Source organism: Pseudomonas sp. GW821-FHT01E05 (assembly GCF_059422425.1).
In genome coordinates this window covers 483,914-510,486 of record NZ_JBWKWW010000005.1, presented here as the reverse complement: position 1 = coordinate 510,486, position 26,573 = coordinate 483,914, and the positions used below count along the sequence as shown (strand labels likewise).

The 26,573-nt window shown below is 61.0% G+C and carries 28 protein-coding genes; 9 read left to right on the top strand and 19 right to left on the bottom strand.

All coding sequences use genetic code 11. The annotated features are described in order from the left end of the window. Positions 1-59: 59 nt before the first annotated feature. Both AC07W5_RS14225 and AC07W5_RS14220 read left to right on the top strand, forming a co-directional pair. A complete protein-coding gene (locus AC07W5_RS14225; protein WP_495023616.1) occupies positions 60-1,076 on the top strand; it encodes an ABC transporter substrate-binding protein in 1,017 nt (338 codons plus the stop codon). 25 nt (positions 1,077-1,101) lie between these two features. Then, the gene (locus AC07W5_RS14220) at positions 1,102-1,539 is read left to right on the top strand and encodes a DUF3995 domain-containing protein (protein ID WP_495013324.1); all 438 of its coding nucleotides are present in this window, start codon (positions 1,102-1,104) and stop codon (positions 1,537-1,539) included. Between the two features lie 127 nt (positions 1,540-1,666). Here AC07W5_RS14220 and AC07W5_RS14215 read toward each other — a convergent pair whose 3' ends face one another. The 7 genes from AC07W5_RS14215 to AC07W5_RS14185 all read right to left on the bottom strand — a co-directional run bounded on the left by AC07W5_RS14215 (position 1,667) and on the right by AC07W5_RS14185 (position 8,946). Continuing rightward, positions 1,667-2,035 carry a Na+/H+ antiporter subunit G gene (locus tag AC07W5_RS14215; protein ID WP_495013323.1) on the bottom strand — a complete coding sequence of 123 codons (369 nt, stop codon included), beginning with the start codon at positions 2,033-2,035 and terminating at the stop codon, positions 1,667-1,669. Next, positions 2,032-2,310, bottom strand: a complete 279-nt coding sequence (locus AC07W5_RS14210) for a K+/H+ antiporter subunit F (RefSeq protein ID WP_494995614.1) — start codon at positions 2,308-2,310, stop codon at positions 2,032-2,034. The genes AC07W5_RS14215 and AC07W5_RS14210 overlap by 4 nt, the downstream gene beginning before the upstream one ends. Further along, positions 2,307-2,795: a Na+/H+ antiporter subunit E gene (locus AC07W5_RS14205; RefSeq protein WP_494995615.1), complete on the bottom strand. Its 489-nt coding sequence runs from the start codon at positions 2,793-2,795 to the stop codon at positions 2,307-2,309. Before AC07W5_RS14205 ends, AC07W5_RS14210 begins: the two co-directional genes overlap by 4 nt. Next, entirely contained in the window at positions 2,792-4,477 is a 1,686-nt protein-coding gene (locus AC07W5_RS14200) for a monovalent cation/H+ antiporter subunit D (RefSeq protein ID WP_494995616.1), read from the bottom strand. The genes AC07W5_RS14205 and AC07W5_RS14200 overlap by 4 nt, the downstream gene beginning before the upstream one ends. Then, positions 4,474-4,818 carry a Na+/H+ antiporter subunit C gene (locus tag AC07W5_RS14195; RefSeq protein WP_494995617.1) on the bottom strand — a complete coding sequence of 115 codons (345 nt, stop codon included), beginning with the start codon at positions 4,816-4,818 and terminating at the stop codon, positions 4,474-4,476. Before AC07W5_RS14195 ends, AC07W5_RS14200 begins: the two co-directional genes overlap by 4 nt. Beyond that, a complete protein-coding gene (locus AC07W5_RS14190) occupies positions 4,818-7,736 on the bottom strand; it encodes a monovalent cation/H+ antiporter subunit A (RefSeq protein ID WP_495023615.1) in 2,919 nt (972 codons plus the stop codon). The genes AC07W5_RS14195 and AC07W5_RS14190 overlap by 1 nt, the downstream gene beginning before the upstream one ends. Positions 7,737-7,917: 181 nt before the next feature. Further along, complete coding sequence (locus tag AC07W5_RS14185; RefSeq protein ID WP_495023614.1) at positions 7,918-8,946, bottom strand: DMT family transporter; 1,029 nt, start codon at positions 8,944-8,946, stop codon at positions 7,918-7,920. Between AC07W5_RS14185 and AC07W5_RS14180 the strand changes: the two genes are divergently transcribed. Together AC07W5_RS14180 and AC07W5_RS14175 are read left to right on the top strand one after the other, a co-directional pair. Continuing rightward, positions 8,941-9,504, top strand: a complete 564-nt coding sequence (locus tag AC07W5_RS14180) for a helix-turn-helix domain-containing protein (RefSeq protein ID WP_494995620.1) — start codon at positions 8,941-8,943, stop codon at positions 9,502-9,504. The genes AC07W5_RS14185 and AC07W5_RS14180 overlap by 6 nt on opposite strands. Positions 9,505-9,557: 53 nt before the next feature. Continuing rightward, a complete protein-coding gene (locus AC07W5_RS14175; protein ID WP_495023613.1) occupies positions 9,558-10,979 on the top strand; it encodes an FAD/NAD(P)-binding protein in 1,422 nt (473 codons plus the stop codon). A gap of 121 nt (positions 10,980-11,100) precedes the next feature. Here AC07W5_RS14175 and AC07W5_RS14170 read toward each other — a convergent pair whose 3' ends face one another. The 7 genes from AC07W5_RS14170 to AC07W5_RS14140 are packed head-to-tail and all read right to left on the bottom strand — an operon-like array spanning position 11,101 to position 17,635. After that, the gene (locus AC07W5_RS14170; RefSeq protein ID WP_495023612.1) at positions 11,101-12,153 is read right to left on the bottom strand and encodes an ABC transporter substrate-binding protein; all 1,053 of its coding nucleotides are present in this window, start codon (positions 12,151-12,153) and stop codon (positions 11,101-11,103) included. 18 nt (positions 12,154-12,171) lie between these two features. Then, complete coding sequence (locus tag AC07W5_RS14165; RefSeq protein WP_495023611.1) at positions 12,172-13,287, bottom strand: NAD(P)/FAD-dependent oxidoreductase; 1,116 nt, start codon at positions 13,285-13,287, stop codon at positions 12,172-12,174. Further along, positions 13,284-14,645, bottom strand: a complete 1,362-nt coding sequence (locus tag AC07W5_RS14160; RefSeq protein WP_495023610.1) for an FAD/NAD(P)-dependent oxidoreductase — start codon at positions 14,643-14,645, stop codon at positions 13,284-13,286. The genes AC07W5_RS14165 and AC07W5_RS14160 overlap by 4 nt, the downstream gene beginning before the upstream one ends. Continuing rightward, positions 14,642-14,932 (bottom strand): (2Fe-2S)-binding protein, encoded by a 291-nt coding sequence (locus tag AC07W5_RS14155; RefSeq protein ID WP_494995625.1) that lies wholly within the window; start codon positions 14,930-14,932, stop codon positions 14,642-14,644. The genes AC07W5_RS14160 and AC07W5_RS14155 overlap by 4 nt, the downstream gene beginning before the upstream one ends. A gap of 7 nt (positions 14,933-14,939) precedes the next feature. After that, a complete protein-coding gene (locus AC07W5_RS14150) occupies positions 14,940-15,734 on the bottom strand; it encodes an ABC transporter permease (protein ID WP_494995626.1) in 795 nt (264 codons plus the stop codon). 6 nt (positions 15,735-15,740) lie between these two features. Continuing rightward, positions 15,741-16,610 carry an ABC transporter permease gene (locus tag AC07W5_RS14145; RefSeq protein WP_495023609.1) on the bottom strand — a complete coding sequence of 290 codons (870 nt, stop codon included), beginning with the start codon at positions 16,608-16,610 and terminating at the stop codon, positions 15,741-15,743. Beyond that, positions 16,607-17,635, bottom strand: coding sequence for an ABC transporter ATP-binding protein (locus AC07W5_RS14140; RefSeq protein ID WP_495013313.1), 1,029 nt, complete (start codon positions 17,633-17,635; stop codon positions 16,607-16,609). Before AC07W5_RS14140 ends, AC07W5_RS14145 begins: the two co-directional genes overlap by 4 nt. Before the next feature lie 282 nt (positions 17,636-17,917). Between AC07W5_RS14140 and AC07W5_RS14135 the strand changes: the two genes are divergently transcribed. Next, a complete protein-coding gene (locus AC07W5_RS14135; protein ID WP_495023608.1) occupies positions 17,918-18,754 on the top strand; it encodes an IclR family transcriptional regulator in 837 nt (278 codons plus the stop codon). Positions 18,755-18,806: 52 nt separating this feature from the next. Here the strand turns inward: AC07W5_RS14135 and AC07W5_RS14130 are convergent, their stop codons facing one another. Then, positions 18,807-19,559 (bottom strand): anti-sigma factor family protein, encoded by a 753-nt coding sequence (locus tag AC07W5_RS14130; RefSeq protein ID WP_495023607.1) that lies wholly within the window; start codon positions 19,557-19,559, stop codon positions 18,807-18,809. Continuing rightward, positions 19,556-20,062: an RNA polymerase sigma factor gene (locus AC07W5_RS14125; RefSeq protein ID WP_495023606.1), complete on the bottom strand. Its 507-nt coding sequence runs from the start codon at positions 20,060-20,062 to the stop codon at positions 19,556-19,558. The genes AC07W5_RS14130 and AC07W5_RS14125 overlap by 4 nt, the downstream gene beginning before the upstream one ends. Positions 20,063-20,220: 158 nt before the next feature. Between AC07W5_RS14125 and AC07W5_RS14120 the strand changes: the two genes are divergently transcribed. Both AC07W5_RS14120 and AC07W5_RS14115 read left to right on the top strand, forming a co-directional pair. Next, the gene (locus AC07W5_RS14120) at positions 20,221-21,315 is read left to right on the top strand and encodes a catalase family peroxidase (RefSeq protein ID WP_495023605.1); all 1,095 of its coding nucleotides are present in this window, start codon (positions 20,221-20,223) and stop codon (positions 21,313-21,315) included. Continuing rightward, a complete protein-coding gene (locus AC07W5_RS14115; protein WP_494995633.1) occupies positions 21,312-21,857 on the top strand; it encodes a cytochrome b in 546 nt (181 codons plus the stop codon). The genes AC07W5_RS14120 and AC07W5_RS14115 overlap by 4 nt, the downstream gene beginning before the upstream one ends. A gap of 54 nt (positions 21,858-21,911) precedes the next feature. Here the strand turns inward: AC07W5_RS14115 and AC07W5_RS14110 are convergent, their stop codons facing one another. Beyond that, a complete protein-coding gene (locus AC07W5_RS14110; protein WP_495023604.1) occupies positions 21,912-23,138 on the bottom strand; it encodes an MFS transporter in 1,227 nt (408 codons plus the stop codon). A gap of 104 nt (positions 23,139-23,242) precedes the next feature. On the opposite strand from AC07W5_RS14110, the gene AC07W5_RS14105 reads away from it, so the two are divergent. Next, positions 23,243-23,689 (top strand): winged helix-turn-helix transcriptional regulator, encoded by a 447-nt coding sequence (locus AC07W5_RS14105; RefSeq protein ID WP_495013308.1) that lies wholly within the window; start codon positions 23,243-23,245, stop codon positions 23,687-23,689. A 46-nt stretch (positions 23,690-23,735) separates the two neighbouring features. On the opposite strand, the gene AC07W5_RS14100 is transcribed toward AC07W5_RS14105, so the two are convergent. After that, positions 23,736-24,887 (bottom strand): M14 family metallopeptidase, encoded by a 1,152-nt coding sequence (locus tag AC07W5_RS14100; protein ID WP_494995636.1) that lies wholly within the window; start codon positions 24,885-24,887, stop codon positions 23,736-23,738. A 535-nt stretch (positions 24,888-25,422) separates the two neighbouring features. Continuing rightward, on the bottom strand, positions 25,423-25,764 hold the full coding sequence (locus AC07W5_RS14095) for a DUF6124 family protein (RefSeq protein ID WP_495013306.1): 342 nt from the start codon (positions 25,762-25,764) through the stop codon (positions 25,423-25,425). A 129-nt stretch (positions 25,765-25,893) separates the two neighbouring features. Here AC07W5_RS14095 and AC07W5_RS14090 point away from each other — a divergent pair, with 129 nt between their 5' ends. Beyond that, positions 25,894-26,562, top strand: coding sequence for a LexA family protein (locus AC07W5_RS14090; protein ID WP_495013305.1), 669 nt, complete (start codon positions 25,894-25,896; stop codon positions 26,560-26,562). The last annotated feature ends 11 nt before the right edge of the window (positions 26,563-26,573 follow it).

The following is a 26,573-nucleotide window of genomic DNA, read 5'->3' as shown; positions in this document are numbered from 1 at the left end:
GCGGTCTTCCTGTGGAAGATCATCCTGCTGTTGCTGTGAAAAGCACGAGGTGCAAAAGCATGAAAGGATTTAGGGTGCTGCTGGCCAGCACATTGACCACTCTCGGTTTGTTGACTGCGTCCGTCCCGGTAGCTGCTGCCCCGGCACCCATTCATTTTGCTGACCTGAACTGGGAAAGCGGCAGCCTGATCACCGAGATCCTGCGCATTATTGTCGAGAAGGGGTATGGACTGCCTACCGATATGCTTCCCGGCACGACCATCACGCTGGAAACTGCGTTGGCCAACAATGACATTCAGGTCATCGGCGAAGAGTGGGCCGGACGCAGCCCGGTATGGGTCAAGGCCGAGGCCGAGGGCAAGGTGGCGAGCCTTGGCGACACGGTCAAGGGTGCGACCGAAGGCTGGTGGGTTCCGGAGTATGTAGTCAAGGGGGATCCGGCCAAAGGGATCAAACCCCTGGCGCCGGACTTGCGCAGCGTGTCCGATCTGCCGCGTTACAAGGAGGTCTTCAGTGATCCGGAAAGTCCGGGTAAAGGGCGCTTCCTCAACAGTCCGATCGGCTGGACCTCGGAAGTGGTCAACCAGCAGAAGCTCAAGGCCTATGGCCTGACCGACAGCTATGTGAATTTTCGCAGTGGCTCCGGCGCGGCGCTGGATGCAGAAATCAGTTCCTCGATTCGTCGTGGCAAACCGGTGCTGTTTTATTACTGGTCACCCACGCCGTTACTGGGGCGTTTCAAGCTGATTCAACTGCAAGAGCCGCCGTTCGACGCCGAGGCGTGGAAAACCCTGACCGACGCCGACAACCCGAATCCCAAGCCAACACGCTCCCTGGCGTCGAAGCTGTCCATTGGCGTCTCCACGCCGTTTCGCAAGCAATACCCGCAACTCACCGAGTTCTTCACCAAGGTCGATTTGCCTATCGATCCCTTGAACAAGGCGTTGGCCGGCATGAGCGAAAAACACACGGCGCCACGTCAGGCCGCCGAAGCGTTTATGAAGGCGCATCCAGATGTGTGGCAGGTGTGGGTGCCCAAGGATGTGGCTGACAAGGTGTCATCGGCTTTAAAGTGAAGGGATTGGAAAAGGATGGCTGGTCATGATGCTTTTGGTTGCTCAAGGGATTGCCGGTATTTTTGCGTTGATCAGCCTGATCCATCTGTATTGGGCGCTAGGCGGCAGGACCGGCAGTGATGCGGCAGTGCCGCAGGTGCCGGGCACGTCTGGCGGGGAGTTGATACCGGCGTTCAAACCCTCTGCGCTCGGCACACTGTTGGTGGCCGCAGGGTTGGCGGTGATTGCGGTGCTGGTCTGTCTGCGAGTCGGGTTGTTTGTGTCAGTGGTTTCCCATTGGTCGCTGCAATGGGCGATCACCGCGATTGCGCTGGTGATGTTCGCTCGTGCAATCGGCGACTCCAACCTGGTGGGGTTCTTCAAACAAGTCGGTGGTTCGAAGTTTGCCCGGCTGGACACTTGGGCGTTTTCACCGCTGTGCGTGGTGTTGGGCTTTGGGTTGCTGGCGGTGGCCTGGGGTTGATGGGCGGCTTCAAAATTTTTCGCGGGCAAGCCTCGCTCCTACAGGTTTTATGCGGCCCTTGTAGGAGCGAGCGGTGCGGCGATCCGACTTGCCCGCGATGACGGCCTGTCAGGCGACACAACTTCGCTCAGCTCCCACCCTCGGTTCTGCGACTGCTCACTTCCGCCGGCACATCATCTCCAGCCATACGCTTGCGGAACAACGCCGCCCGAGCCAGCAGCAAGGTGGTCACCGGCATGGTGATCGACAGCAGAATCGGGATGAGCCAGGCGTGCAGTACCGGACCGGACTTGAGTGCCGAGAAATAGATGATCGAAGCCAGCGCCACGCACCAGGCACCCAATGTCGACGCCAGGGCGGGTGGGTGCATGCGCTGGAAGTAGTCCTTCATCCGTAGCAGACCGAATGCGCCAATCAGGGCAAACAGGCTGCCGAGCACCAGGAGGATGGCCACTGGAATCTCGACCCAGAGTGGCAATTGGCTGAAAGGATTCATTCGATCACCTCGCCACGCAGCAGGAATTTCGCCAGCGCAAACGAGCCGACAAAGCCAAACAGGGCAATCAGCAGTGCCGCTTCGAAGTAGGTGTCACTGGCATAGCGGATACCCAGCACCAGCATCATCAGCATCGCGAGGATGTACAGATAGTCCAGTGCCAGAACCCGGTCCTGGGCCGACGGGCCTTTGAACAGACGGATCAGGGTCAGGGCCATGGCCACGGAAAAAAGCAACAGACTCAGCAGAACCGCATTCGAGAGCAGGGCACTCATTCGAAGATCTCCATCAATGGACGCTCATAAGTCGTCTTGAAGTGCTGGATGAATTGCGCGTCGTTATCCAGATCGAATACATGCAGCAGCAAAATGCTGCGGTCCAGCGCCAGCTCCGACCAAACGGTGCCGGGAATCACCGTGGTAATCATCGACAGCGCGGCCAGGCCATTGGCGTCACGCAGCTCCAGTGGCACCTTGATGAACCTGGAGCGCGGCGCCCGGCGCCCGGCGTTCAACACGCCCCAGGCGACAGCGATGTTGGACACCAGCACATCGCGACCGACCAGGAAAAACAACCGCACAATGACCCCGGGCCGGCGAACGCGGATCGGCAGTGGCCGCAAGGGTTTCATCATCAGCGGCGCGGCAAAGCCAAGCACGGCACCGAGCAGCAGGTTGCCGGGGCTGACAGACAGGTTCAGCACCAGCCACAACAGCCAGAGCGCCAGCGACAGCCATGGAGCAGGGAACAGACGCTTCATGGTTGCACCTCCGGCAGCGCAGCTTTGGCTTCGGGACTCGGCACTGTGCGCGTGCCTCGCACCGCCATGACGTATTGCTGCGGGTCATTCAGGGTGTCGGCAGCGGCCTGGGTATAACGCAGCAGCGGTTCGGCCTTGAACGTCAGCAGGATGCTCAGGCCCAACAAGGCAATGATCGGCACGCATTCCAGGCGTCGCAGCAGTGGCGACGGGCGCTCCTTGGGTGTCCAGAAGCGTTGGATGCCCATCCGCGAGAAGGCGATCAGTGAAGCCAGTCCGGAAAGGATCAACAGCGCCAGCAAACCCCAGGCGGCATTCGAAACTGGCTGGTCGGCAGCGTTGCCCAGTCCCAGTGGGTTGAGCAGGGCGCTGAGTAAACCGAGCTTGCCGATGAACCCCGACAGCGGCGGCATGCCGATGATCAGCAGGGCGCAGGCAATGAAGCTCAAGCCGAGAAAGGCCATGGTCCACGGAATCACCTGACCGACCACGGCTTTTTGATCGTCATCGAGGTTGGTGCCTTTGGGCGGCTGCAAGGACTCCAGCGGTCTTGGCAAGGCTTCGATCTCATCGTCCAGCGGCATTTCATGGGCTGAGCGCGAACGTTCGATCAGTTCCGCCAGCAGGAACAGTGCGCTCAACGCCAGGGTCGAGCTGACCAGATAGAACAGCGCGCCGGCGGTGAGGTTCGGTTGGGCGAAACCGACGGCTGACAGCAGAATCCCCGCCGAGACCAAGATGCTCAGGCTCGCCATGCGTTCCAGCCGTTGCGCCGCGAGGATCGCCAGCGCTGCGCAGACGATCGTCGCCATACCGCCGTAGACCAGCCAGTCACCGCCAAAGTATGCCGAAGCACCGGCTTGCCCGGAGAACAGCAGGGTCCACAAGCGCAGCAAGGTATACACGCCGACCTTGGTCATGATCGCGAACATCGCCGCTACCGGCGCGCTGGCCGAGGAGTAGGCCGGCACCAGCCAGAAATTCAGCGGCCACATGCCAGCCTTGGCCAGGAACGCTACCGCGAGGATCGCCGCACCGGCATGCAGCAGGCCGCGATCAGCCTGCGGCACCAGCGGGATTTTCAGCGCCAGGTCAGCCATGTTCAGCGTGCCGGTGACGCCGTAGATCAGCGCCGCGCCAATCAGGAACAGCGAGGAGGCAAGCAGGTTGATCGAAATGTAATGCAGGCCCGACGACACTCGTGCCCGACCCGAACCATGCAGCATCAACCCGTAGGAGGCTGCCAGCAGCACTTCGAAGAACACGAACAGGTTGAACAGGTCAGCGGTCAGGAAGGCGCCGTAAAGGCCCATCAACTGGATCTGGAACAGCGCGTGGAAACTCGCCCCGGCACTGTCCCAGCGGGCCATGGCGAACAACAGGGCGCAGACGCCGATGATTCCTGTCAGCACCAGCATCAGCGCTGACAGGCGATCGACCACCAGCACAATGCCAAACGGTACCTGCCAGTTGCCCGGCAGGTACACACCGATGGAACCGGGCACGCCTGTTTGCTCGGTCCACTGCATCAGCAGTACCGAAATCCCCAGACCAAGCATGCTCGAGAACAGGTTGATCCGGGCTTTGAGTGGTCGATGTTTTTCACCGAGCATCAGCATCAGGGCGGCTGTCAGCAACGGCAGCAGAATCGGTGCAGCAATCAGATGGGGCATCCCGCTCATTCTTTAGGCTCCCGGCCATCCACATGGTCGGTACCGGTCAGGCCCCGGGATGCCAACAGCACCACCAGAAACAGTGCGGTCATGGCGAAGCTGATGACGATAGCGGTCAGCACCAGGGCTTGCGGCAGCGGATCGGTGTAGTGCAGCAGGTCCTGCGGCACGCCGTCCTTGATGATCGGTTCCTTGCCGATAAACAGGCTTCCCATGCTGAAAATGAACAGATTGACTCCGTAGGACAACAGGCACAGACCCATCACTACCTGAAAGGTCCGGGGGCGTAGCAGCAGCCAGACCCCGGAAGCTGCCAGAACCCCAATGGCAATTGCGATGACTGCTTCCATCAGATGGCTCCTGGCGTGGCAATGGGTTTGACCTGGATGCCCGGTTTATGGCCGCGCACCGATTGGTGAGCCAGGGCGGTGAGGATCAGCAGCGTCGAACCGACTACCACGGCGTATACGCCGATATCGAAGAACAGCGCGCTGGCGATATGGATGTCGCCCACTATCGGCAGCCCGAGGTGCCAGGTGTGGGTGGTCAGGAACGGATAGCCGACGGCCATCGCGCCCAGCCCGGTGACGGTGGCGAACAGCAGTCCGGTGCCCATCCAGCGCACCGGCCGTAGACTCATCTGCGCCTCGACCCATTGGGTGCCGGCGACCATGTATTGCAGGATGAACGCCACCGACATCACCAGCCCGGCAACGAAACCGCCGCCCGGTTGGTTATGCCCGCGCATGAACAGGTAGAACGACACCACCACGGCAATCGGCAGCAACAACCGCACCAGCGCCGCCGGAACCATCATGAAGCCCAGTGCGGTGTCGCTGGCGTGGCGCGGGTTGACCAGATCGGTCACCACGTCGGGTGCCAGCAAACGCTGCTGAGCCGGCAACTGCATGCTCTCCTTGGGCGGGCGGAAGCGTCGCAGCAGGGCGAATACGGTCAGGGATACAGCCGCAAGCACAGTGATTTCGCCGAGGGTGTCGAAGCCGCGGAAGTCCACCAGCATTACGTTGACCACGTTGCTGCCACCACCTTGCGGCAGTGCGCGGCTGAGGTAGAACGAGGAGATATCGTTGGGCGTCTGACGGGTCAGCATGGCGTAGGACAACAACGCCATGCCGCCACCGACCACCGTCGACAGCAGCAAGTCGCGCAGACGGCGAATGCGTGCCTTGGGCAGGCTGCTTGGCAATGGCGAGACGTCTTCGATCCGCCGTGGCAACCAGCGCAGACCGAGAAGGATCAACACCGTTGTTACCACTTCGACCACCAGCTGGGTCAAGGCCAGGTCCGGTGCCGAGAACCAGACGAAGGTCACGCACGTCATCAAGCCGCAGACGCTGACCATGGTCAGGGCCGCGAGCCGGTGATACTTGGCTTGCCAGGCGGCGCCGAGGGCGCAGGCCATCGCCAACAGCCAGAGGGCAACGAACACGATCGAACCCTCAATCTTCGGCCGGTCACCCCAGTTCAGGCTGTAGTGGAGCATCGGGATCAACCCGGCGAGTACCGCCATCAGTACCAGCAGGAACAATTGGGTTTGCAGGCGCTTGGTGCTGACCCGCCGCTCGATGCGCCGGGCCGTGCGCATCATGAACACCAGGCTGCGCTCGAACATCCGCTTGCCGTTGAAGTAATTGATGATCGGCGGGTAGTTGAAACGCCCGCGCTTGAGCTGATTGCGCAACAGCAGATAGAGCACGATGCCGCCGGACATGGCGATCAGGCTCATGATCATCGGCGCGTTCCAGCCGTGCCAGATGGCCAGGCTGTACTCGGGCAGTGTGCCGCCGACCACCGGCAGAGCGGCCGCTGCCAGCAGCGAGCCGACCACCTGAGCCGGGAAGATCCCCACCACCAGGCAAGTGAATACCAGCAACTCGACCGGCGCGCGCATCCAGCGTGGCGGTTCGTGGGGGGTGTGGGGAAGGTCAGTGGCCGCTGGGCCGAAGAACACGTCGACGGTGAAGCGCAGGGAATAGGCGACGCTGAACGTGCCAGCGATGGTGGCGATCACCGGCAGAGTCATTTCGACCCAGGCAGTGGCGGAAATGAACACGGTCTCGGCGAAGAACATCTCTTTTGACAGGAAACCGTTGAGCAACGGCACGCCGGCCATCGAGGCGCTGGCGACCATGGCCAGGGTCGCAGTGAACGGAATCAGCCGGATCAAGCCGCTGAGCTTGCGGATGTCGCGGGTGCCGCTTTCATGGTCGATGATACCGGCGGCCATGAACAGCGAGGCCTTGAAGGTAGCGTGGTTGAGAATGTGGAACACCGCCGCGACGGCGGCCAGCGGGCTGTTGAGTCCCAGCAACAGCGTAATCAGACCCAGGTGGCTGATGGTCGAGTAGGCGAGCAGACCTTTGAGATCGTTCTGGAACATTGCGCAGTAGGCGCCCAGCAACAGGGTGCAGGCACCGGCACCGCCGACGATATAGAACCATTCTTCGCTGCCGGAAAGTGACGGCCAAAGCCGCGCGAGAAGAAACACCCCGGCTTTGACCATGGTTGCCGAGTGCAGATAGGCCGAGACCGGTGTCGGTGCGGCCATGGCGTGGGGAAGCCAGAAGTGGAAGGGAAATTGTGCGCTTTTGCTCAAGGCGCCGATCAGGATCAGGGGCAGTAGAATCGGGTAAAGGGCATGGGCGCGTATCAGGTCACCGGCAGCGAGCACCTTGTCCAGGTCGTAGCTGCCGACGACATGGCCGAGCAACATGACTCCCGCCAGCAGGCACAGGCCACCCGCGCCGGTCACCATCAACGCCATATAGGCGCCACGGCGGGCATCGGCACGGTGGTGCCAATAGCCGATCAACAGGAACGAGAACAGGCTGGTCAGTTCCCAGAAAAATACGATTTGAATCAGATTGCCGGAGATCACCAGGCCGAGCATGGCGCCCATAAACGCCAGGAAAAATGCAAAGAAGCGCGGCACCGGATCTTCCGGTGACATGTAATAGCGCGCGTACAGCGATACCAGTGTGCCGATGCCGAGCACCAGCATCGAAAACAGCCAGGCAAAGCCATCCATGCGCAGGACGAAATTCAAGCCCAGGCTGGGCAGCCAGAAGAATTCTTCGCGAATGACGCCGCCGTGGGCGATCTGCGGGTAGAGCATGGCGACTTGTATCGTGCCGATCAGTGCAACCAGACCGGCCAGCAGGGATTCAGTGTTACGCGCGTTGTGCGGCAGCAGGGCCGCCAGAAAGCTGCCGATAAAAGGCAAAAGCAGTAGAACTATCAGGGACATAGGCTTCTAATCTGCGGAGGTTTGTGAAGGATCATACGTGCCGTACCCCGGATCACCAACTGCCAAGCTGTGGCAGGATCCTACAAGGTAGGTGCAAAAGCGCTGATTTTCCTCGTGTTGACGCCCCGTCTGCGATCGTTCCCACGCGCAGCGTAGGAACGATCATCTTTGGCGGTCCAGGTTACCTCAGGGTTTCTCGCTCCAATGCTTCCTCAGCCTCAGCCGCACCATTGCCCTTGGTCTTCAACTCGCTGACGATCACCGCCGCCACGATCAACCCTGCACCCAGCAAGGCAATCGCCGGTAACCGTTCACCCGCCAGGCGCCCGACGATCCCGGCCCATACCGGCTCACCGGCATAGATCAATGTCGCGCGGGTCGGTGAAACGCTTTTTTGCGCCCAGTTCATCGCCAGCTGAATCGCCGCACTGGCCGCGCCCAGGCCCAAAGCGCTAATCAGCAGCAGCCAGGAAAATTCAGGAATGGCTTCCTGCGTCGGCACCACCATCAGAAATGCCAGCACCGACGTAATGGCCAGTTGCACAACCGTGACCCGGCGAACATCGACCTGCCCGGCGTAGGTGCTGATCAAAATGATTTCGGCAGCGATCGCGATGGTGCTGATCAACGTGGCAATTTCCCCCGGGCTGAAATTCAGCGATGTGCCACTTGGGCCGGAAAGCAGCATCAGACCGGTGAACGCCAGCATGATGCCAATGCTCGGCATCAATCCCGGTCGACGCCCGAACACCAACCATTGCAGCAACGGTACAAAAGGGACGTAGAGCGCAGTAATGAAGGCCGACTGACTGCTGGGAATGGTCTGTAAACCCACGGTCTGCAGACCGTAACCCAGCATGATCGCCATCCCGATGAAGGCGCCGGCCTTGAACTCGAACAGGGTCAAATGGCGCAGGCTACGGTACGAGAACAGCGCCACGATGCTTGCGGCCGCAGCGAACCGCAAACCGACGAAAAACATCGGGCCGCTGACGGTCATCGCATTTTGCACCAGCAGAAATGTCCCGCCCCAGACCATGGTAATCAGTACCAGCGCACATTCAGCTTTGCTGAATCGCGAGAACAGGGGAGATGATTGGGGGGATTTCACCGACGTCATGGCCTTGCGCGCTACCTGAGTGGGACGCACAATGCGCCTGAATTTGGGCAGTATACTGCGCAATCCAGTCAAGTGAGCAATATAGTGCACAAAGATCCTGCGCAGCGCGCCTCCGTCCTTCAACACGTCAGTCAGAACGTACGTCGCCTGCGACATGTCGCGCAGTTGAGCCAGACGGCGCTGGCGGAAAAATCCGGCGTCAGTCGACGAATGCTGGTGGCCATCGAAGCTGGCGAGAAGAACGTCAGCCTGACGACACTGGATCGGGTCGCCGAAGCCCTGGATGTTGCTTTCAGCGACCTGATCCAGGCCCCCGATGCCCGGGATTCGAGCCGCATCAATGAGCTGGCCTGGGCCGGGGTAATCCCCGGCAGCAAAGCGGTGTTGCTGGCCAAGGCCACGGCCAGCCGTGAAGTCGAGTTGTGGGAATGGCGGCTGGAACCGGGCGAGCAGTATCTGTCCGAACCGGATGCCGAGGGCTGGAGCGAGCAGCTTTATGTGTTCGATGGCTGTCTGACGCTGATGCTCGGCGATCAGGCGCGCACGCTTGAAGCCGGGGAGTTCTTCATGTTCGCCAGTAACCAGCCTCACTCCTACCGCAACGATGGGCCGGTGGCAGCGCGTTTCGTGCGCAATGTGGTGATCTGATTCGGGCAGCGGGAACCACTACCATTTTGGGACGAATGACAAGTGAGAACGGCATGAGCGAAACCAAAAGACAGGCCACCCACGCCATCCGCAACGCTGACATTCTGATCGTCGGCGGTGGCTTGAGTGGCGCGTTGCTGACGGCGCAGCTGTTGCGTCTGCCAGGCAGGCGTCAGGTACTGGTGATCGAGCCCCGTGCTGAATTGGGTCGGGGCGAGGCCTACAGCGCGGTCGAGTTGGGACATACCTTGAACGGCAATGCCGCGCGCATGAGCGTCGACCCGGACAATGCCGATGACCTGACCCAATGGCTGAGCGAGTTCATCGCCGCCGGTGGCTGGCCGGAGTCGGATCAGCAGCAGGTGCCGGTCAGTGAGTTGTTCCCGCCACGGGGGATCTTTGGACTGTATGTGCAGCAACGACTGGCCGAAGCGCAGGCTGTTGGCGCGCGCAATGGCTCCAGCGTCGAGCATGTCCGTGGGGAAGTGGTCGATCTGCAAACGGACGAAACCGGGGCGCTGTTGACCCTCGGCGACGGCACGCAACTGCGCGGTGCGTTCGCGGTACTGGCCACGGGCATGTTCCCGGCCGCACGCACGCCGCAAACCGAATCCAGCGGTTTGAATGCTGCAGCGGTGGACCCTTGGGATGTTTCGGCCATGACCCGACTAGATCCGCAGTCTACGGTGCTGATCATCGGCTCCGGGCTGACCATGGTCGATGCCGTGGTGTCGCTGGAACAGGCCGGACATCGCGGGCCGATCGAGGTGTTTTCCCGGCACGGACTGTTGCCCCATATCCGCCGCCAACCCCCGGGCTGGGTGGATTTTCTTGCCGAGGATCACAGCATCCGCAGCCCGAAACAGTTGCTGCGCGAAGTGCGTCGTCATTGCCAGGCGGCACTGGCGACCGGTATCGACTGGCAAGCGCCGCTGGACACCGTGCGGGCGCATATCGGCCGTTTGTGGAGCCAGGCGACCGATGTGCAACGCCGGCAGTTCGTGCGGCATGTACGGCCGTGGTGGGAGAGTCACCATCACCGTTCGCCGCCGTTGAGTGCCGAGCTGGTGGAGCGTTTGCACGCCGAGGGGCGCTTGCGGATTCAGGCAGCGTCATTCAAGGGCCTCGAGCCATCGGCTGACGGCCAGGTGAGTATTCGCATTCGTCGACGTGGAGAGGTGCACACCACCTTGGTCAGTGGTGCGGCGCTGATCAACTCCAGCGGGATCGAATACGACTGGCGCCGCGTGGCCCGGCCCTTGCCGCAGCAACTGCTGGCTCGCGGTCTGATTCAGCCGGGACCGCTGGCGCTGGGGATTGCCGCCGATGCGGGCGGCGCGCTGGTCAATGCCAATGGGCAGGTCGCCGACCGCTTGTTCACCATGGGCCCGCCATTGCGCGGGATGTGGTGGGAAAGTACTGCGGTGACGGATGTGGCCAGTCAGGCCAAGGCGTTGGCGTTGAGATTGGTGTAGGAGCGAGCTTGCTCGCGATGGACGTTAACGATAACGCGTGTTTGCTGGATAAACGCGCCGCCCTTGAGTCCATCGCGAGCAAGCCCGCTCCCACATTAGATTTTGTTGGTATCCGAGCCCCCTAGCGCTCGATACTCCGGTTCCACCGGGCATTCCACGCCGGGCGCCGTTCGTTGACTTGATCCCAGTCGACGGCGATGGCCGTTTGCAGATACTGCTTCATCGCCTCGACCTGACCACGGGTCTTGTCGGTGGTCGGGGTGTTGGGGTTGGACGGGATCTGGTCGCCGTCTTCAAGGGCCGCGGCTTGCGCTTCGGGTGTCAGCAGGAAGGCCGCGAGTTTCTGTGCCAGTTCCGGTTGAGTGTTATTGGCAATGGCGCATTCGGCGACGTTGAGCACCACCGCGCCTTCCTTGGGTTGCGCATATTCCACCGGCATACCGCGCAGTTTCAACGCTGTGACCTGGGTCGGGGTCAACGGGAACAGCGCGGCTTCGTCGGTCTGCAGCATCTCGGAAATTTTTGCCGAGCTGGGAATGTACTCCAGCACGTTGCGCCCGACCGTATTTGGCCAAGCCTTGAAACCGGGTTCGACATCGGTCTCGCTGCCGCCCTGAATGCGGTTGAACATCAAGAATCCATGCAGGCCGAAGGTCGATGAGGCCATAGACTGGAACACCACTTTGTCCTTGAACCGCGAGTCGGCCATGTCCATCCACGAGGTCGGTGCGTTCCAGCCCTTTTCCTTGAACATTCGCGTGTTGTAGGCAAGACCGGTGACGCCCAGGCTGACAGCCACCGCCTGGTCCTTGATCCGCCCCTTGGCCGGGATCTGCGCCAGTGGCGCGCTGTCCTGGAGTTTGTCGCACAGGCCCATGGAGATGGCGCGGTACATGATGCCGTCGTCGAGGAAGATCACGTGCATCTGCGGGTTGTCCTTGCTGGCCTGGACCTTGGCCAGAATGTCAGCCGAGGTGCCCGGGACGATCACCACTTTGACGTTGTTGGCCTTCTCAAAGGGCGGCAGCACCTTGTCAGCATACAGGCGCTCCATAGTCCCGCCGTTCATGCCCAGATAAAGTGTCGGCTCGGCCTGAGCCGGGGCGGCGGCGAGCAGAGCGGTCAGGGGCAGGCAGGACAATCCGATCAGTGCTTTGCGTTTGGCGTGGTTCATTGGCGCGACCTTCCTCTATCAAACAACTGGGATGGAGTGAAACCGGGTGATGGAAAACGCTTCGAGCGGTGTTGACGAAGCGCCGGTGCAGACCATTTCGGCCAGCACCTCGCCGACCGCAGGACCGATCTGAAAGCCCGCCCCGGCAAAGCCGAAGGCGTGCAACAGACCAGGCTGGGTGGAACTGGGGCCGATCACCGGCTGGCGATCCGGCAAGTAGCCTTCGGTGCCGCTCCAGGTTCGGATGGCCTGGGCACCTTCGAGAAACGGGTAGAGCTCGACGGCCTGACGCAGAATCTCCAGTACCGCGCTTTGTCCTGGCCGCGCCCGTGCGGTGTCGAGCGCAAAGCCTTGGCCGCCACCGAGTACGCAGTTACCCCGGGCAACTTGTCGGGCGTAAATGCCGCCGCCTTCGACCCCGGTGCTGACGTCCATCACCATTGGTAGCGGTTCGGTGACCAACATTGCCGGGTGGCCGGAATGCATTGGCACTGGCTCGCCGAATTGCGCCGCGAGGCTGTCGGCCCAAGCTCCGGCGCAATTGAGCAGCCAGGGTGCGCGGACTTTTAACCCGCCTGCAGTCCGGACCTCAAACCGTTGTCCGTCATGAGACACGTCAGTGACGGCACTCTGTTCATGAATCTGTGTGCCCAGTTGCCGTGCCGCACGGGCAAAGGCTGGCGATACCAGACGCGGATTGGCTTGGCCGTCGTCCGGGCACAACGAGGCGCCCACCGCGACATCGCCGACCCAAGGGAAACGCGCGCGCAATTGCCCGCGATCGAGTACCTGCAACCCAAGGCCAAAGCCGCGGCTGCTGTCGGCGTAATCCTGCAAGGCGACCATGTCGCGAAAGCTTCTGGCCAGTTTGAGATGGCCGCTGCGCTGATACTCGCCATCGATTCCGATCAACTCCGGTAGCCTGGCCCAGATTTCATGGGCCCGTTGCGACAGCGGCAATTGCGAGAGCGGGCGGCCCTGACGGCGTACGCCGCCGTAATTCACGCCACTGGAATGCGAGCCGCAGAAATCCCGTTCCAGCAGCACCACGCTACGCCCGGAGCGACAAAGCGCCAGGGCTGCCGAGGTGCCGACGATACCGCCGCCAATAATCACCGCATCGACTTCGTTCATTGCTCTGCCTCCAGACCGAAAGGCAGCGGCTTGATCGGCGCCTGCGCGCGCAAGCGGCCGATGGCGTGCAACTCGCGACCGCTTTCCCGGGCGATGATTTCCGCCGCCGCCGCGCCGCACATCCGGCCCTGACAGCGGCCCATGCCAACCCGGCAATGGGCCTTGACCCGATTGATTTCCCAATGACCTTCGCGGACCACGCTGCGCAACTCACCGGCGCGCACCTCCTCGCAGCGGCAGACCATCAGCTCATCCGTGGCTCCCTTGGCCCAGTGTTCGGGAAACTCGAAGGCCTGCTCCAGACCTTCGCGGAACCGGCCGATGCGTTTCAGGGATTTTTCCAGGTCGGCAGAGCGCTCCGGATCGATGGGGTAACCAATGTCTTCCAGTACCGCCAGGGCGGCCCGTTCGCCGGCCATTTCCGCTGCCTCGGCGCCCATGATTGCGGCACCGTCGCCGGCCAGGTAGACCTCGGCGATGCTGCTGCGTCCGCTGGCGTCGCGCTGCGGTAGCCAGGCGCGGTTCAACGGGTTCCAGCTGAACTCGCAACCCAGCAGATCGGCGAGCTGGGTTTCGCTGCGCAGGCCATGGGCAAATGCCACGGCGTCACAGTCCAGACGCTGTTCACCCTGGGCGTTGCGCCAGGTCAGGGAGTGCACCCCTCGCTCGCCGTCGATTCGTTCGAGGGTTGCACCTTGATGAACCGCAATGCCGTGAGCGGTCAGCCAGGATCGGTAATAGATGCCTTTGGCCAGGGTCGTCGGTTGCCCGAGCAAGCCGGGCAGGGCCCGAACCTGAGCGCTGAAGGGCGAACTGTCGAGTACCGCGAGCACTTTGGCGCCAGCCTTGGCGTACTGGTAGGCGACCAGGTACAGCAAGGGTCCGCTGCCAGCGAACACTACACGCTCACCAATGGCGCAGCCCTGGAACTTCAGCGCGATCTGCGCTGCACCAAGGCTGTAGACCCCGGGCAGCGTCCAGCCGGGCACCGGCAGAATGCGGTCGGTGGCGCCGGTGGCGACGATCACCCGGGAATATTCGATGTGTCCGGCGCGGCCCTGACGCAGAGTATCGAGGGCGCCGGCTTCGGCATTCCAGACCAGTGTGTCGGGGCGATAGTCGAGCTGTTCGCGCAGCCCGTCGAGGGTGTCATGCAGGGCGATCGCCTTGCGCGCTTCAAAGCCATAGAGCATGGCCGCCGAGCGTTTGAAGTTTTCCGGTTGACGCCGATAGATCTGCCCGCCGCCGCGTGTTGCCTCATCCAGCAGACAAGGACGCAGGCCATGGGCGACCAGGGTTTGCGCGGCACGAATGCCCGCCGGACCGGCACCGACGATGACCACAGCAGGCGTCTTCATGACCTGCGCCCCGGTTCACGGCTGACGCTTTGCCCGGCTTCGAGCAGCGTCGAGCAGGCGCGCACCCGGCGGCCGTCGCCCAAGCGAACCCAGCAATCCTGACAGGCGCCCATCAGGCAGAACCCGGCGCGGGGTTCGGCGCTGAAGTCGCTGCCGCGCAGGTGTTCGCCGCTCGTCAGGACGGCGGTCAGCAAGGTGTCGCCGAGCAAGCCGCTGGCCGGTTGGCCATCGAGGGTAAAGTTCAGGGCCGGGCGGTCGCCTTCGGCCAGTCGTTTCAGCAGAGCCATGGCAGCCTCATTGTTTACCCACCAGAACCCGATCCAGGCCGTAGACCCGGTCGAGCAGAATCATGGTCAGCGCGGTCAGCGTAATCACCAGTGCCGACACCGCCGCCATCATCGGATCGATGGATTCGGTGGCGTACACGTACATCCGCACCGGCAAGGTCTGGGTGGCCGGCGAGGTGACGAAGATCGACAGCGTGACCTCGTCGAAACTGTTGATGAACGCCAGCAGCCAACCGCCAGCGACGCCGGGCAGGATCATCGGCAGGGTGATCTGGCGAAACAGCGTGAAACGCCCGGCACCGAGGGACTCGGCGGCCTGTTCGGCGCTGCGGTCCAGGCCGATGGCCGCCGCCAGCACCAGACGCAGTACATAGGGGGTGATCACCAGCACGTGGGCGAAGATCAGCCAGCTGAAACTGCCATTGACCCCCATCAAGGCGAACAACCGCAGCAGCGCCACCCCCAGCACCAGGTGCGGAATGATGATCGGCGAGAGGAACAAACCGTTGAGAAAGTCCCGTCCCGGAAACTGATGACGGGTCATGGCCAGGGCGGCGGGCACCGCGATCAGCGTGGCCAGGCTCGCCGCCGAAAACGCCAGAATCAGGCTGTTGTAGAACGCGTCGACAAAATCCGCGCGCTCGAACACCGCGCGAAACCAGCGCAGGGAAAAGTCCGTGGTCGGCAGGCTCAGGGTGTTTTCCGGGGTGAAGGCGACGAGGCAGACCACCGCCAGCGGCGCGAGCATGAACAGCACTACCAGGGCATGGAACAACAGGGCGAAAGGACCGTTTCTAGACATGTCGAATTATCCCAATGACTTCTTGTAGCGGCCTTCGATCATCCGGTTCCACGAGAGCATGATCGCCAGATTGATCAGCAGCAGCGTCATGGCAATCGCCGCGCCCATGGGCCAGTTGAGTTCCGAGAGGTACTGGTCATAGATCAGCGTGGCGACCATTTTCAGGCGCCGGCCGCCGAGTAGACCGGGGATGGCGAAGGAACTGGCCGATAAGCCGAAGACAATCAAGGTGCCGGACAGCACGCCGGGCATGATCTGCGGCAATACCACCAGACGCATGACCTTGGCGTGGCTGGCACCCAGCGAAAGAGCGGCCTGCTCGGCGGCGGGGTCAAGTTTCTGCAGCGAGGTCCAGACCGGAATGATCATGAACGGCAACATCACATGCACCAGTGCGATCACCACGGCGAACGGCGTGTAGAGCAGTTTCATCGGCGCGGCGCCGAGGGCTTGCAGGGTCTGGTTGACCAGCCCGTCGGCGCCCAGCAGCAAGCTCCAGCCGAAGGCCCGGACCACCACCGAAATCAGCAGCGGAGTGAGGATCAGAATCAGGAAAATCGAGCGCCAGGGCGTGCCCATCCGGCTGAGGATGTAGGCCTCGGGTACACCGATCAGCACGCAGAGCAGGGTGGTCAGGCCGCTGATCCAGAAGGTCCGCAAGAAGATCTCGTAGAAGTACGAGTCACTGAGCAGGCTGCTGTAGTGCTTGAGGGTGTAGGCGTCGTTTTTTATCCCGCTGCCGTAGTCGAAGACGTTGAACGACAGCACCAGGTTCAGACCCAGCGGCAGGATCAGCAAACCGAGGAACAAGGCCAGGGCCGGCGCGGACAGCAGATAGCCATGGCGCCCTTGTTTCATGGCCGCGAGCAGGATCATGCCGGCACCTCGTCGACGCTGAGCACCCGCAACAGTCCCGGCGACCAGTCCAGGCCGACCGCAGTGCCCTCGGCCAAGGGCGCCGAGCCGTCGTTGCGCCGTACTACCGTGATCTCGCCGAGGGCGGTGTCAACGCGGTACAGCCACTGGCTGCCGAGGAAGAACCGGCTGAGGAGTTTGCCTTGCAGACGACCTTCACCTGCTGACAACACATCGATTTTTTCCGGGCGCAGGCTCAAGGTCAGTTCGCCCTGGCCACGACTGCCTCGAACCTGGGCGATACCGGCGCTGTCACGTTCGCCCGGCAGCAGATTGGCCTTGCCGACAAAACCGGAAATGAACTCGGTGCGCGGGTGTTCGTAGAGTTTGTAGGGCTCGTCGATCTGCGTGATGCGCCCGGCCTGCATCACCACCACGCGGTCGCTGATGGATAGCGCTTCGGCCTGATCGTGGGTGACCATCAGCGTAGTGATGCCGACTTCGCGCTGAATACGACGGATCTCGAACTGCATCTCCTCGCGCAGGTTGGCGTCGAGGTTGGACAGCGGTTCGTCGAGCAGCAATACCGGCGGCTCGATCACCAGCGCCCGGGCCAAGGCGACGCGCTGACGCTGGCCACCGGACAGCTCCCGTGGGTAGCGTTCGGCATGCTGGGTCAGGCGCACCAGTTGCAGCACGGTGGCCACACGTTTTTGCACCTCGGCGCTCGGCACCTTGCGCATGCGCAGGCCGAAGGCGACGTTGTCCTGCACGCTCATGTGCGGGAACAGCGCGTAACTCTGGAACACTACGCCCAGGCCGCGGCTGCTGGGTTTGGCGTGGGTGATGTCGCGACCGTCGAGCAGGATCCGCCCGCGGGTGACTTCGACGAAGCCGGCGATCATTTGCAGGGTAGTGGTCTTGCCGCAACCGGAGGGACCGAGCAGCGAGACGAATTCGCCTTTTTCCACCGAGAGATGTGTGGCGACGACCGCATCGATCTCGCCATAGCGTTTGCATAGTCCTTCAAGTTGCACAAAGGCCATAACTGCGTTCCACCTGTGATTGTTATGCGCACCGAGGCGCGCTTTTTGTAATGGGCAGATACGAAAAGAGGTCAGTGGCCTGTACGGCTAACAGAACTAGCCACACAGCCCACCAGGTGCGTTGGCGCTCGATTTGAGTCGGCTGCCGCTGTTGTTCGAATCGCCCCTGTATGGACGCAGATTAGGACGAAGACTAGGATGGGCTCAATGGCCTATTTCACTGAAAGAACGACTATTTTCAATTTAATTCAGTGAGTAAATTTATCGTCGAGAAAAATCGTTATGAATTCCACTGAACGGAACGAAAATAAAAATGAAGTCGGTGTAGGTGCGGTCTCAAGACTGTTCGCCGTGCTCCGCAGCCTGGGTGACACTGAGCAGGGTGGTGAGCGGGTCACGCAATTGGCCCAGCGTATCGGCCTGTCGCAGCCGACCACCCACCGTTTACTGCGCAGCCTGATGGAGGAGGGCATGGTCGAGCAGGACGCGCGCAGCAAACGCTATCGCCTGAGCCTGGAGTTCTTCGCCCTGGCGGCCCGCGCCGGGAACACCGGCAATCTGCGTGAACTGGTGCGCCCGGCGCTGTTGCGGCTGTCGGCGTCGTTGGGCGACTCGCTATTTTTGCTGGCGCGCAGCGGGTTCGACGCGATCTGTCTGGACCGCAGCGAAGGGCCATTTCCGATCCGGACCTTTACCGGGGATATCGGCGGAAGGGTGGCGCTGGGCGTAGGTCAGGGCAGCCTGGCGATCCTCGCCTTCCTGCCCGAAGACGAGCGCGAAACGGTGATCCGCTACAACCTGCCGCGCCTCAAGGACTTCCATCTGTATGACGAGGTGTTTTTACGCTCGGAAGTCGAGAATGTCCGCAGCCTCGGGTATGCCGGGCGCAACACCGGCGTACTGCAGGGCATGGCCGGAGTCGCGGTGCCGATTCTCGACCGTGAAGGCCGGGCAGTGGCGGCCTTGAGCGTGGCGACCATCAGTGATCGACTGGGGCCGGACCGCCTGCCTACAGTGGTGGAAATGCTCAAGCGCGAAGCCGCCGCGATCGGCCCGCGGATCAACCCGTTCGACCCGCTGCTGCGCCGGCCTTCGCAGGTATTTGGACAGGTGGAGTGATGGAGGCTGGTGTCCGTCAATGAAGCATTGGGTGCCCCAAAAGATCGCGGCTTTAAAACCTTATCGTCTGCTGCAACATCTGCGCGACCGATGAATCCGCCGGGCTGACCATCGCGTAGTTGTATCCGGCACCTGACCAATACTCGGCCTGCAACTCGCCGTCCCGTCGACTGCCTCGCGGCAGCAGGTTGTTTTTCGGTCCCGGTGGGCGAATGTAGAAGCTGACCTTCCGCCCATTCTGATCCTCATATAGCACCATCGCCGCTGGCCCTTGTTCGGTGCTTAACAAGCGTCCGCTGACCGCTTTGAATCCGGCGTTCTGCAGATCGGGCATACGGTTGGCCTGGGTGAAATAGCGGTCTAGCCAGGATTGCATGTCGCCGTTGCTCTGCACTTTAAAATCGGCTGGAAGGATGCCTTGCTGGGCGAACATCCGGTACGCCTGCATGGCGTCGGTCATCGGCGGTGGTGCGCCGACCATGGTCATTTCCCGTGCTTGCCAGCCGCTCAACCCACCCACACTGACGGCGATCAACAGCACGGCGGCGCTGGTCAGATTGCGTCGCGACTGACGCTTGAGGCGCTGGCGAATAACGGTCGGGTCGAGACCCGGGTTGGCCGGTTGCTGCAAGGCGCCGCTCAATGCCGCGCGCAATTGTTGTGCATCCTGCTGCCAGGCTTCGACTTGCGCCGCGACTTCAGGCTGAGCCGCCAGATAAGTCTCGACCAGGCGCCGATCGGCATCGCTGAGCTGATGGTCGACGTAGGCGTGCAGGTCGCTGACGCTTGGGGGCATGCTGATCATTTGAGTATCCGCAGAGAAGGGCTGGTGATTTCGCCGTCGCTGAACTGGCGCAAGGCCTGGCGGGCGCGGGACAGGCGAGACATCACGGTGCCGGTGGGAACGTCGAGAATCTCGGCGACTTCCTTGTAACTCAAGCCTTCCACCGAGACCCATAGCAGCAGCGCGCGCTGCTCGGCGGTCAGTTGATCGAACGCCTGGAGGGTCGACTGGGCGATCACCGTGCGTTCAACCGAGGGCTGCGCATCATCGCGGCCGGTGAAGAATTCCAGCATTCGCGCATAGCGCCGCGAGCGCCGATGGGCGTCGAGAAACTGCCGATAGAGAATCGAGAACAGCCAGGCACGCAGATCGCCCTCGGGACGTTTATCGGCCCAACTCGACAGCGCCCGCTCAAGGCACGATTGCAGCAGATCGTCAGCGCTGCTCGGGTTACGGGTCAATGACACGGCAAACCGCCGAAGCCTTGGGATGAGTTCGCGTAACTGTTCGTCGAGATCGTTCATGAAATGCTGGCTAGTCACTACGCTTGGGACTAGGAAGACGCCCGGCATTGAAGGGTATTCCACGCCTGTAAAAATAAATACCGAGCGATGGAATAAACCTTTCCGGGCTTCGTCTGATTGATCCTTCTCACCTGCGGCCCACGGCCCTGGAGTTTTTCATGGTTGATCGCTCACCGCCGCCTGCGCGGCCAATCAGGCCTGGGCTGAGTGCCATGAGCCTGACCGTACGCCTGGCGGGTATTGCCGTGGTGGTCGCGGCGATTGCCGGGGCGTTTGCCTATGTTCACGGTACCTTCGACCCACAGCGCCTGACGCCCAACGCGCTGGTCGATGTGCTGGAGAAAAACAATGGGGCGCATCCGGGGTTCCGGCGCAATCACGCCAAAGGCGTGTGCGTGGCCGGTTACTTCGAGAGCAGCGGCCAGGTCCGTGAGTTTTCCAGCGCACAGGTGTTCAGCGAGGCGCGTACGCCAGTGGTGGGGCGGTTTGCGTTGCCCGGCGGCAATCCTTATGCGCCGGACAGTAGCGTACCGATCCGTAGCCTGGCGCTGCGTTTCACTCAGGCCAATGGTCAACAGTGGCGCACGGGTATGAACAGCATGCCGGTGTTCCCGGTGGGCACGCCCGAAGCCTTCTATCAACTGCAACAGGCCAGTTCTCCGGACCCGGCCACCGGCAAGCCGAATCCTGCGGGCCCTGCGGCGTTCTTTGCCGCGCATCCGGAAACCGCGCCGTTCCTGCAGTGGGTCAAGACCGCTAAACCGTCGGCCAGCTATGCCACCGAAACCTACAACAGTATCAACGCGTTTTATCTGGTGAATGCTGCCGGTCAGCGTCAGGCCGTGCGTTGGGGCGTGGTACCGCTGAGTCAGGATGCGGCCGGAGCCAGCGCACCTGAAGGCGGTGATTTTCTAGAGAAAGATCTGGTCCAGCGACTGGCCGCCGGACCGTTGCGTTGGCAGCTGAACATCACCCTGGCCAATCCCGGTGATCCCGCCAATGACGCCAGCAAAGCCTGGCCTAACGATAGAAAAGTACTGAATGCCGGCACGCTGGTGCTTGAGAGCACCCAGCCGCAAAGCAACGGCGAGTGCCGCGACATCAACTACGACCCGCTGATTTTGCCGAGTGGCATCGAAGGTTCCGACGACCCATTGCTGGCCGCCCGCTCTGCGGCGTACGCCAAGTCCTATCTGCGTCGCACCAGTGAAGTCAGCCAATTGCCCGCCGCTACACAGGAGTCGCACCCATGAGCGCCCAACCGAATCATTTCGCTCCCCTGGCGCGGCTGCTGCACTGGCTGATGGCGCTGATGGTCATCGCCATGCTGTTTATCGGCGCGGGCATGGTGGCCTCGGTGTCCGAGCGTCACGAATGGCTGATCCATATCCACAAACCTTTGGGTGTGGCGATTCTGCTGCTGGTCATCGTGCGTCTGGCCGTGCGCTTCTCGACCCGGCAACCACCGCTGCCGGCTGACCTGCCAGGATGGCAGGCGCTGGCGGCCAAGGCGTCCCATGTGTTGCTGTACGCCTTGATGCTGATACTGCCGCTGTTAGGCTGGACGATGATCTCGGCGGCCGGTGATCCGGTGATGCTTAGCAGTTCGCTGCAACTGCCGTCGATAGTGCCGGCCAATGCGCAGACCTTTGCCTTCCTGCGCAAAGCCCACGGTTATCTGGCGTACCTGCTGTTCTTGACCGTGCTGCTGCATCTGGCGGCGGCGCTGTTCCATGGTTGGGTGCGTCGTGATGGGGTATTGCAGAGCATGTTATTCGGCAAGGATCACAGCTGAACCCTGACGCGAGCAGGCTACGCCAGCTGCTACGCAGGTGTGCTGTTCCTCGCATCAGGTCTCTGCGGCGCATTGTTGGAACACGCCGCCTTTCAGGGTCAACAGCCAATACCCCAAGGCCACGGCGTTGATCCCTGCACCCAGCAGGCAAACACCGATCCAGCCTGACCAGGCATAGATTGCTGTTGAGCTGATCGAACCCAACGCGCTACCGATCGAATAGAACAGCATGTAGCCCGCGGCCAACCGGCTTTGGGCCTCGGGGCGCACGCTGTAGATCATGCTCTGGCTGGTGACGTGTACCGCTTGCAAGCCCAGGTCGAACGTAATCACACCGAGCAACAGTGCCCACAATGATGACTGAGTGAAGGCGATGGCCAGCCAGGAGACCAGCATCAGCGAAAGTGCCAGGCCGCTGGTCCATTGGGCCAGACCGCGGTCTGCCAGATGTCCGGCGCGTGCTGCGCCGAGCGCGCCAAAGGCACCGGCGAGGCCGAACAAGCCGATCTCGGTGTGTGACAGCGACAGCGGTGGTGCGCTCAGGGGCAGGACCATGGGGGTCCACAGCACCGTGCCCGCAGCGAAAATCAGCATCGCGATGACCGCTCGATCACGCAGGATTTTCTCTTCCTTGAACAGGGTAAATACCGAGCCAATCAACTGAACATAGGAACTGGCTGGCTTCGCTTGTTCGCTCCCCGGAAGCACACGAAACAGCAACAGGGCCATCAGTAATGTCAGTCCCGCTGAAAGCAGATAGACCGAACGCCAACCAGCAAGGTCGGCCATGCTCCCCGCTACCGTGCGCGCCAGCAGGATGCCGATAACGATGCCGCTGGTGACTACGCCCACCACCCGGCCACGTTCAGTCGGCAGCGCCAGGGTCGCCGCATAGGCCACCAGCACTTGAGTCACCACCGCCAACAGGCCGGTCAGCGCCATGCCGATCAGCAGCCAGAGACTGTTCGGTGCGAGGGCGATCATTACCAGTGCGAGTGTCGACAGTAGCGTCTGACCGACAATCAAACGCCTGCGGTTGAGCAAGTCTCCCAGGGGTACCAACAGCAGCAAGCCCAACCCGTAACCGACCTGGGTCAGGGTCACGACGATGCCAATGGTTGCCGGGTCCATGGCGAAGGCCTGAGCCATGGCATCAAGCAAAGGCTGCGCGTAATAGACATTGCCGACCGCTAGCCCGCAGGCAACGGCGAACAGCAACACCACGCCACTGTTCAGGCGTGGCTGCGTAGAAGGGTGACGGATCGGTGATTCAAGCTCCATGCCTGACTCCTGGAAAGTAGTTTCGTAATAAAACCAGTTGTACGGTAGTGAGGCTGGTTTTATATTGCAACCACTTTCCTGTTCTTCGATCTGCGAGTTCAACCATGGTCCAACGCACAAGTCTTGCGGGCGCCGAGTGCCCGGTCGCCCGCTCACTGGACGCCATTGGCGACTGGTGGTCGTTACTGATCATTCGTGATGCCTTCGATGGCATTCGCCGCTTCGGAGAGTTCCAGCGCAGCCTCGGCATGGCCAGGAACATCCTCTCGGCGCGCTTGCGTACGCTCGTGGCCCACGGGATTTTCGAAGTGGTACCGGCATCCGACGGCAGTGCTTATCAGGAGTACGTGCTGACGGAGAAGGGCAAAGGCCTGTTCAACCTGATCATCGGTTTGCGGCAGTGGGGCGAGGCGTTTTTCTATGAGGCGGGGGAGCCGCATTCGCTAATGGTCGACCGAGAGAATGGGCAACCGGTGCGGCGCCTGGAGTTGCGCGCTGAAGATGGGCGGTTGTTGGGGCCTGAGGATTGTCGGCGGGTGGCGGTGGAGTGAGTGGACTGCGAGCCCTCTGTTGATGGCATGCAGTCCAAAAGCAGGCTTAGCGCAATATTTCGACCATATCCGCAATCGTACTCAATACATCCTTACCCAAGTCCATTGAACGCTTGCCCGACCAACCGGTCAGCGCATTCGGCGCATCATTGTTGTCCTTGAACGGCATTTCCAGGGTCAACGACAGGCAATCGAATTTCTCGCCGACGCTGTTGCAGGCCAGAGTCATATTGGCTTTGCCCGGTTTGTCACGGGCGTAACCGTGGGTGGTCTGAAAATCGCGGGTCAGGTGTTTCAGGTGGCTGCGGAAATGGTTTTCGAGATTCTCGATCCGTGGCGTGTAGCCAGGATTGCCTTCGCAGCCGGCGGTAAAGACATAGGGGATTTCTTCGTCGCCGTGGATATCGAGGAACAGGTCGACACCGTACTTTTCCATTTGCTGCTGAACGAAGAACACTTCAGGGCTGATTTCCTGGCTTGCACTCTGCCAGGCTCGATTGAGATCCTGGCCCATGGCGTTGGTCCGCAGATGGCCATGGAAAGCGCCATCCGGGTTCATGTTGGGCACCAGATAGAGGTCGGCGCTGGCCAGGAGTTTTTTCATCGCGCGATCTTCACGCAACTGCAGGCGCTCGATCACGCCTTCCATGAACCACTCGGCCATATGCTCGCCGGGGTGTTGTTGGGCGATGATCCAGACCTTGCGTTGACCTTCGGCGCCGGAGCCTTTGCGCAACAGTTGAATGTCGCGGCCTTCGACGCTTTTGCCGGTAGCAAGCAGTTCGGTGCCGGCCTTGGTCAGCGCCTGCTCGATCAACCAGTCGTGGCGCCCACGGCTATAGGGCTCGAAATACGCGAACCAGGCATGCGTTGCGCTGGCTTCGAGGCTGAAGCGCAAGGTGTCGCCCTCGAAAATCGTCGGCACACGAAACCAGTTGACGTGATCGTAGGAGGCGACGGCCTGGTAACCGTCCCATGCTTTGTTATAGGACGATTTGCTCGCGTTGCTCAGACGGAACCAATGCTCCTGACCCACATGCAGGCCGCTGGCTTTGAAGTGGAACCATTGGAAGTGCGGGCTGCGAGTGTCTGGCTTGATAGCCAGCAGCACTTGCAGCGGATTGCTGGTGTCCAGCACCTGGATATTGCCGCTGTCGAAGTTGGCAGTAATTTGAAATGAGCCTTGAACCGCGGCCATAGTCTGGATACCTGGGTATGATTTTTATGACGGCTACTTTACACGCAAGGGGGGAGGAAACAGGGGGCAATTTCGGGAAAAAGAAGGGGGGGCGTCGTCCTTGACGCAGCAGCAGCTTAGTGACTGTGTGGTGGGTTCTCAAGTGTTAATTTTTGGCGGATTTTCCCGGCGTTGCCGGGGGAAGGCTCTCTTGCAAAGCGATATTCTTTTGATATCATCGCCGCCTTCGAACAGCGCAGTACCCAGACTTCATTAACCTGAAGCCAAGCCAGAAAAACTGGCAAAAAAAGACCCGGCAAAAAGCCGGGTCAAAAACCGTGATTAGCCTGATGAGGAGATATTCCAGGAGTCCGACCTAAGGTCTCTTGGGCTATCGACTGATCTCGCGACCAGCTGCATGCAATAATAATCATTATCATTTGCAAGTCAAATGTTTTCCCTCTCCTTATTGGAAATCTTTTTCCTGTCCGCTCCAATACGCCTGCGCATTGAATCCATCACGTCGTCATTTCGTTGACCGTGCCGGCTACGCTATTCAATCGGCGAGGTTTCCATCCAGCGATCTGTCCACCATGGCTTTGGCCAAATCAATCATATGCACCACAGAGAACGCCAGATCGCGGTGTGTGCCACAGAGGTTTTCCGCGGATTCATAAGCGGTTGCCGCTGCGCAACGCAACAGGCCCGAGGCGTGGACCATGGCTTCTTCGCTGCTGATACCGCGTTTGACATCAAAGAGTTTTTCCTCGACTTCGGATTCTGAAACAGCTGGTTTCAAGTAATAGTCCAGGGCGCGCTGCGCTGCGGCGTTGCCCTTGAACGAGGTGAGGGCGACGTCTGTTTCCATTTCCGACGAGTCATTGCTGGGTTTGATCATGATTGCGGGTGCTCTAATGATGGGTCAAGTCAGTAGATCCAAGACTAGTACATAGTGTATTTGTGACGATAATTTAAATACTACAATATGTGTATTGAGAGCCCGAGTACACAAAGTATTGTTCCGGCCATGGATAAATGGATCGAATTGGTCAAGGCCAAAATGAGTGATCTGAAGATCACTCAAGAGAAACTCGCAGAGCGCCTCGGAATGTCCCAGGGCGGCGTCGGCCACTGGCTGAGCAAACGTCGCCAACCCAAGATTGAAGACATGAACCGTGTTCTTCAGGAGCTGGGGTTGGGGTTTCTGGAAGTGGCGCTGGTAATCAAGGAACCCTCAGTCTCGAATAATGAGGAGGGCGGGCACGAGGGCTACGAACTTTCACTGGCAGATAAGTACAACCCGTATTTCCGCTATCCGGTCAGTGATTGGCAAGGTGCGTGCGAAGCGCGCGAGACTGAGCCTGCGGGCTATTCCAGCGGGCGCTACGAGCTGTCCGATTATCATGCTCGGGGCGCGGCGTTCTGGCTGGTAGTGGTCGGGGACGCGATGACCGCCCCGAGCGGCATCAGTATTGCGCAAGATATGCTGATTCTGGTCGATCCGGCTGTTGAAGCGGTGCCAGGCAAACTGGTTATTGCTCGCTGGCCGGGCAGCGCTGAAGCGACCTTTCGCAAGTTGATCGAGGAGAGCGGACAACGTTATCTCGTCCCGCTCAACCCGACTTATCCGAAAACCCTCTACACCGATGAATGCCGAATCATCGGGGTGGTGATGCAAGCCACGATGAAGTTCTAGCCTGATCGGTC

What these genes read in the sequence shown, in the direction of transcription:
- AC07W5_RS14225 (WP_495023616.1), top strand. Translation starts at nt 60, where the DNA reads ATGAAAGGATTTAGGGTGCTGCTGGCCAGCACATTGACCACTCTCGGT.
- AC07W5_RS14220 (WP_495013324.1), top strand. Translation starts at nt 1,102, where the DNA reads ATGATGCTTTTGGTTGCTCAAGGGATTGCCGGTATTTTTGCGTTGATC.
- AC07W5_RS14215 (WP_495013323.1), bottom strand. Translation starts at nt 2,035, where the DNA reads ATGAATCCTTTCAGCCAATTGCCACTCTGGGTCGAGATTCCAGTGGCC.
- AC07W5_RS14210 (WP_494995614.1), bottom strand. Translation starts at nt 2,310, where the DNA reads ATGAGTGCCCTGCTCTCGAATGCGGTTCTGCTGAGTCTGTTGCTTTTT.
- AC07W5_RS14205 (WP_494995615.1), bottom strand. Translation starts at nt 2,795, where the DNA reads ATGAAGCGTCTGTTCCCTGCTCCATGGCTGTCGCTGGCGCTCTGGCTG.
- AC07W5_RS14200 (WP_494995616.1), bottom strand. Translation starts at nt 4,477, where the DNA reads ATGAGCGGGATGCCCCATCTGATTGCTGCACCGATTCTGCTGCCGTTG.
- AC07W5_RS14195 (WP_494995617.1), bottom strand. Translation starts at nt 4,818, where the DNA reads ATGGAAGCAGTCATCGCAATTGCCATTGGGGTTCTGGCAGCTTCCGGG.
- AC07W5_RS14190 (WP_495023615.1), bottom strand. Translation starts at nt 7,736, where the DNA reads ATGTCCCTGATAGTTCTACTGCTTTTGCCTTTTATCGGCAGCTTTCTG.
- AC07W5_RS14175 (WP_495023613.1), top strand. Translation starts at nt 9,558, where the DNA reads ATGAGCGAAACCAAAAGACAGGCCACCCACGCCATCCGCAACGCTGAC.
- AC07W5_RS14170 (WP_495023612.1), bottom strand. Translation starts at nt 12,153, where the DNA reads ATGAACCACGCCAAACGCAAAGCACTGATCGGATTGTCCTGCCTGCCC.
- AC07W5_RS14165 (WP_495023611.1), bottom strand. Translation starts at nt 13,287, where the DNA reads ATGAACGAAGTCGATGCGGTGATTATTGGCGGCGGTATCGTCGGCACC.
- AC07W5_RS14160 (WP_495023610.1), bottom strand. Translation starts at nt 14,645, where the DNA reads ATGAAGACGCCTGCTGTGGTCATCGTCGGTGCCGGTCCGGCGGGCATT.
- AC07W5_RS14155 (WP_494995625.1), bottom strand. Translation starts at nt 14,932, where the DNA reads ATGGCTCTGCTGAAACGACTGGCCGAAGGCGACCGCCCGGCCCTGAAC.
- AC07W5_RS14150 (WP_494995626.1), bottom strand. Translation starts at nt 15,734, where the DNA reads ATGTCTAGAAACGGTCCTTTCGCCCTGTTGTTCCATGCCCTGGTAGTG.
- AC07W5_RS14145 (WP_495023609.1), bottom strand. Translation starts at nt 16,610, where the DNA reads ATGATCCTGCTCGCGGCCATGAAACAAGGGCGCCATGGCTATCTGCTG.
- AC07W5_RS14140 (WP_495013313.1), bottom strand. Translation starts at nt 17,635, where the DNA reads ATGGCCTTTGTGCAACTTGAAGGACTATGCAAACGCTATGGCGAGATC.
- AC07W5_RS14135 (WP_495023608.1), top strand. Translation starts at nt 17,918, where the DNA reads ATGAATTCCACTGAACGGAACGAAAATAAAAATGAAGTCGGTGTAGGT.
- AC07W5_RS14130 (WP_495023607.1), bottom strand. Translation starts at nt 19,559, where the DNA reads ATGATCAGCATGCCCCCAAGCGTCAGCGACCTGCACGCCTACGTCGAC.
- AC07W5_RS14125 (WP_495023606.1), bottom strand. Translation starts at nt 20,062, where the DNA reads ATGAACGATCTCGACGAACAGTTACGCGAACTCATCCCAAGGCTTCGG.
- AC07W5_RS14120 (WP_495023605.1), top strand. Translation starts at nt 20,221, where the DNA reads ATGGTTGATCGCTCACCGCCGCCTGCGCGGCCAATCAGGCCTGGGCTG.
- AC07W5_RS14115 (WP_494995633.1), top strand. Translation starts at nt 21,312, where the DNA reads ATGAGCGCCCAACCGAATCATTTCGCTCCCCTGGCGCGGCTGCTGCAC.
- AC07W5_RS14110 (WP_495023604.1), bottom strand. Translation starts at nt 23,138, where the DNA reads ATGGAGCTTGAATCACCGATCCGTCACCCTTCTACGCAGCCACGCCTG.
- AC07W5_RS14105 (WP_495013308.1), top strand. Translation starts at nt 23,243, where the DNA reads ATGGTCCAACGCACAAGTCTTGCGGGCGCCGAGTGCCCGGTCGCCCGC.
- AC07W5_RS14100 (WP_494995636.1), bottom strand. Translation starts at nt 24,887, where the DNA reads ATGGCCGCGGTTCAAGGCTCATTTCAAATTACTGCCAACTTCGACAGC.
- AC07W5_RS14095 (WP_495013306.1), bottom strand. Translation starts at nt 25,764, where the DNA reads ATGATCAAACCCAGCAATGACTCGTCGGAAATGGAAACAGACGTCGCC.
- AC07W5_RS14090 (WP_495013305.1), top strand. Translation starts at nt 25,894, where the DNA reads ATGGATAAATGGATCGAATTGGTCAAGGCCAAAATGAGTGATCTGAAG.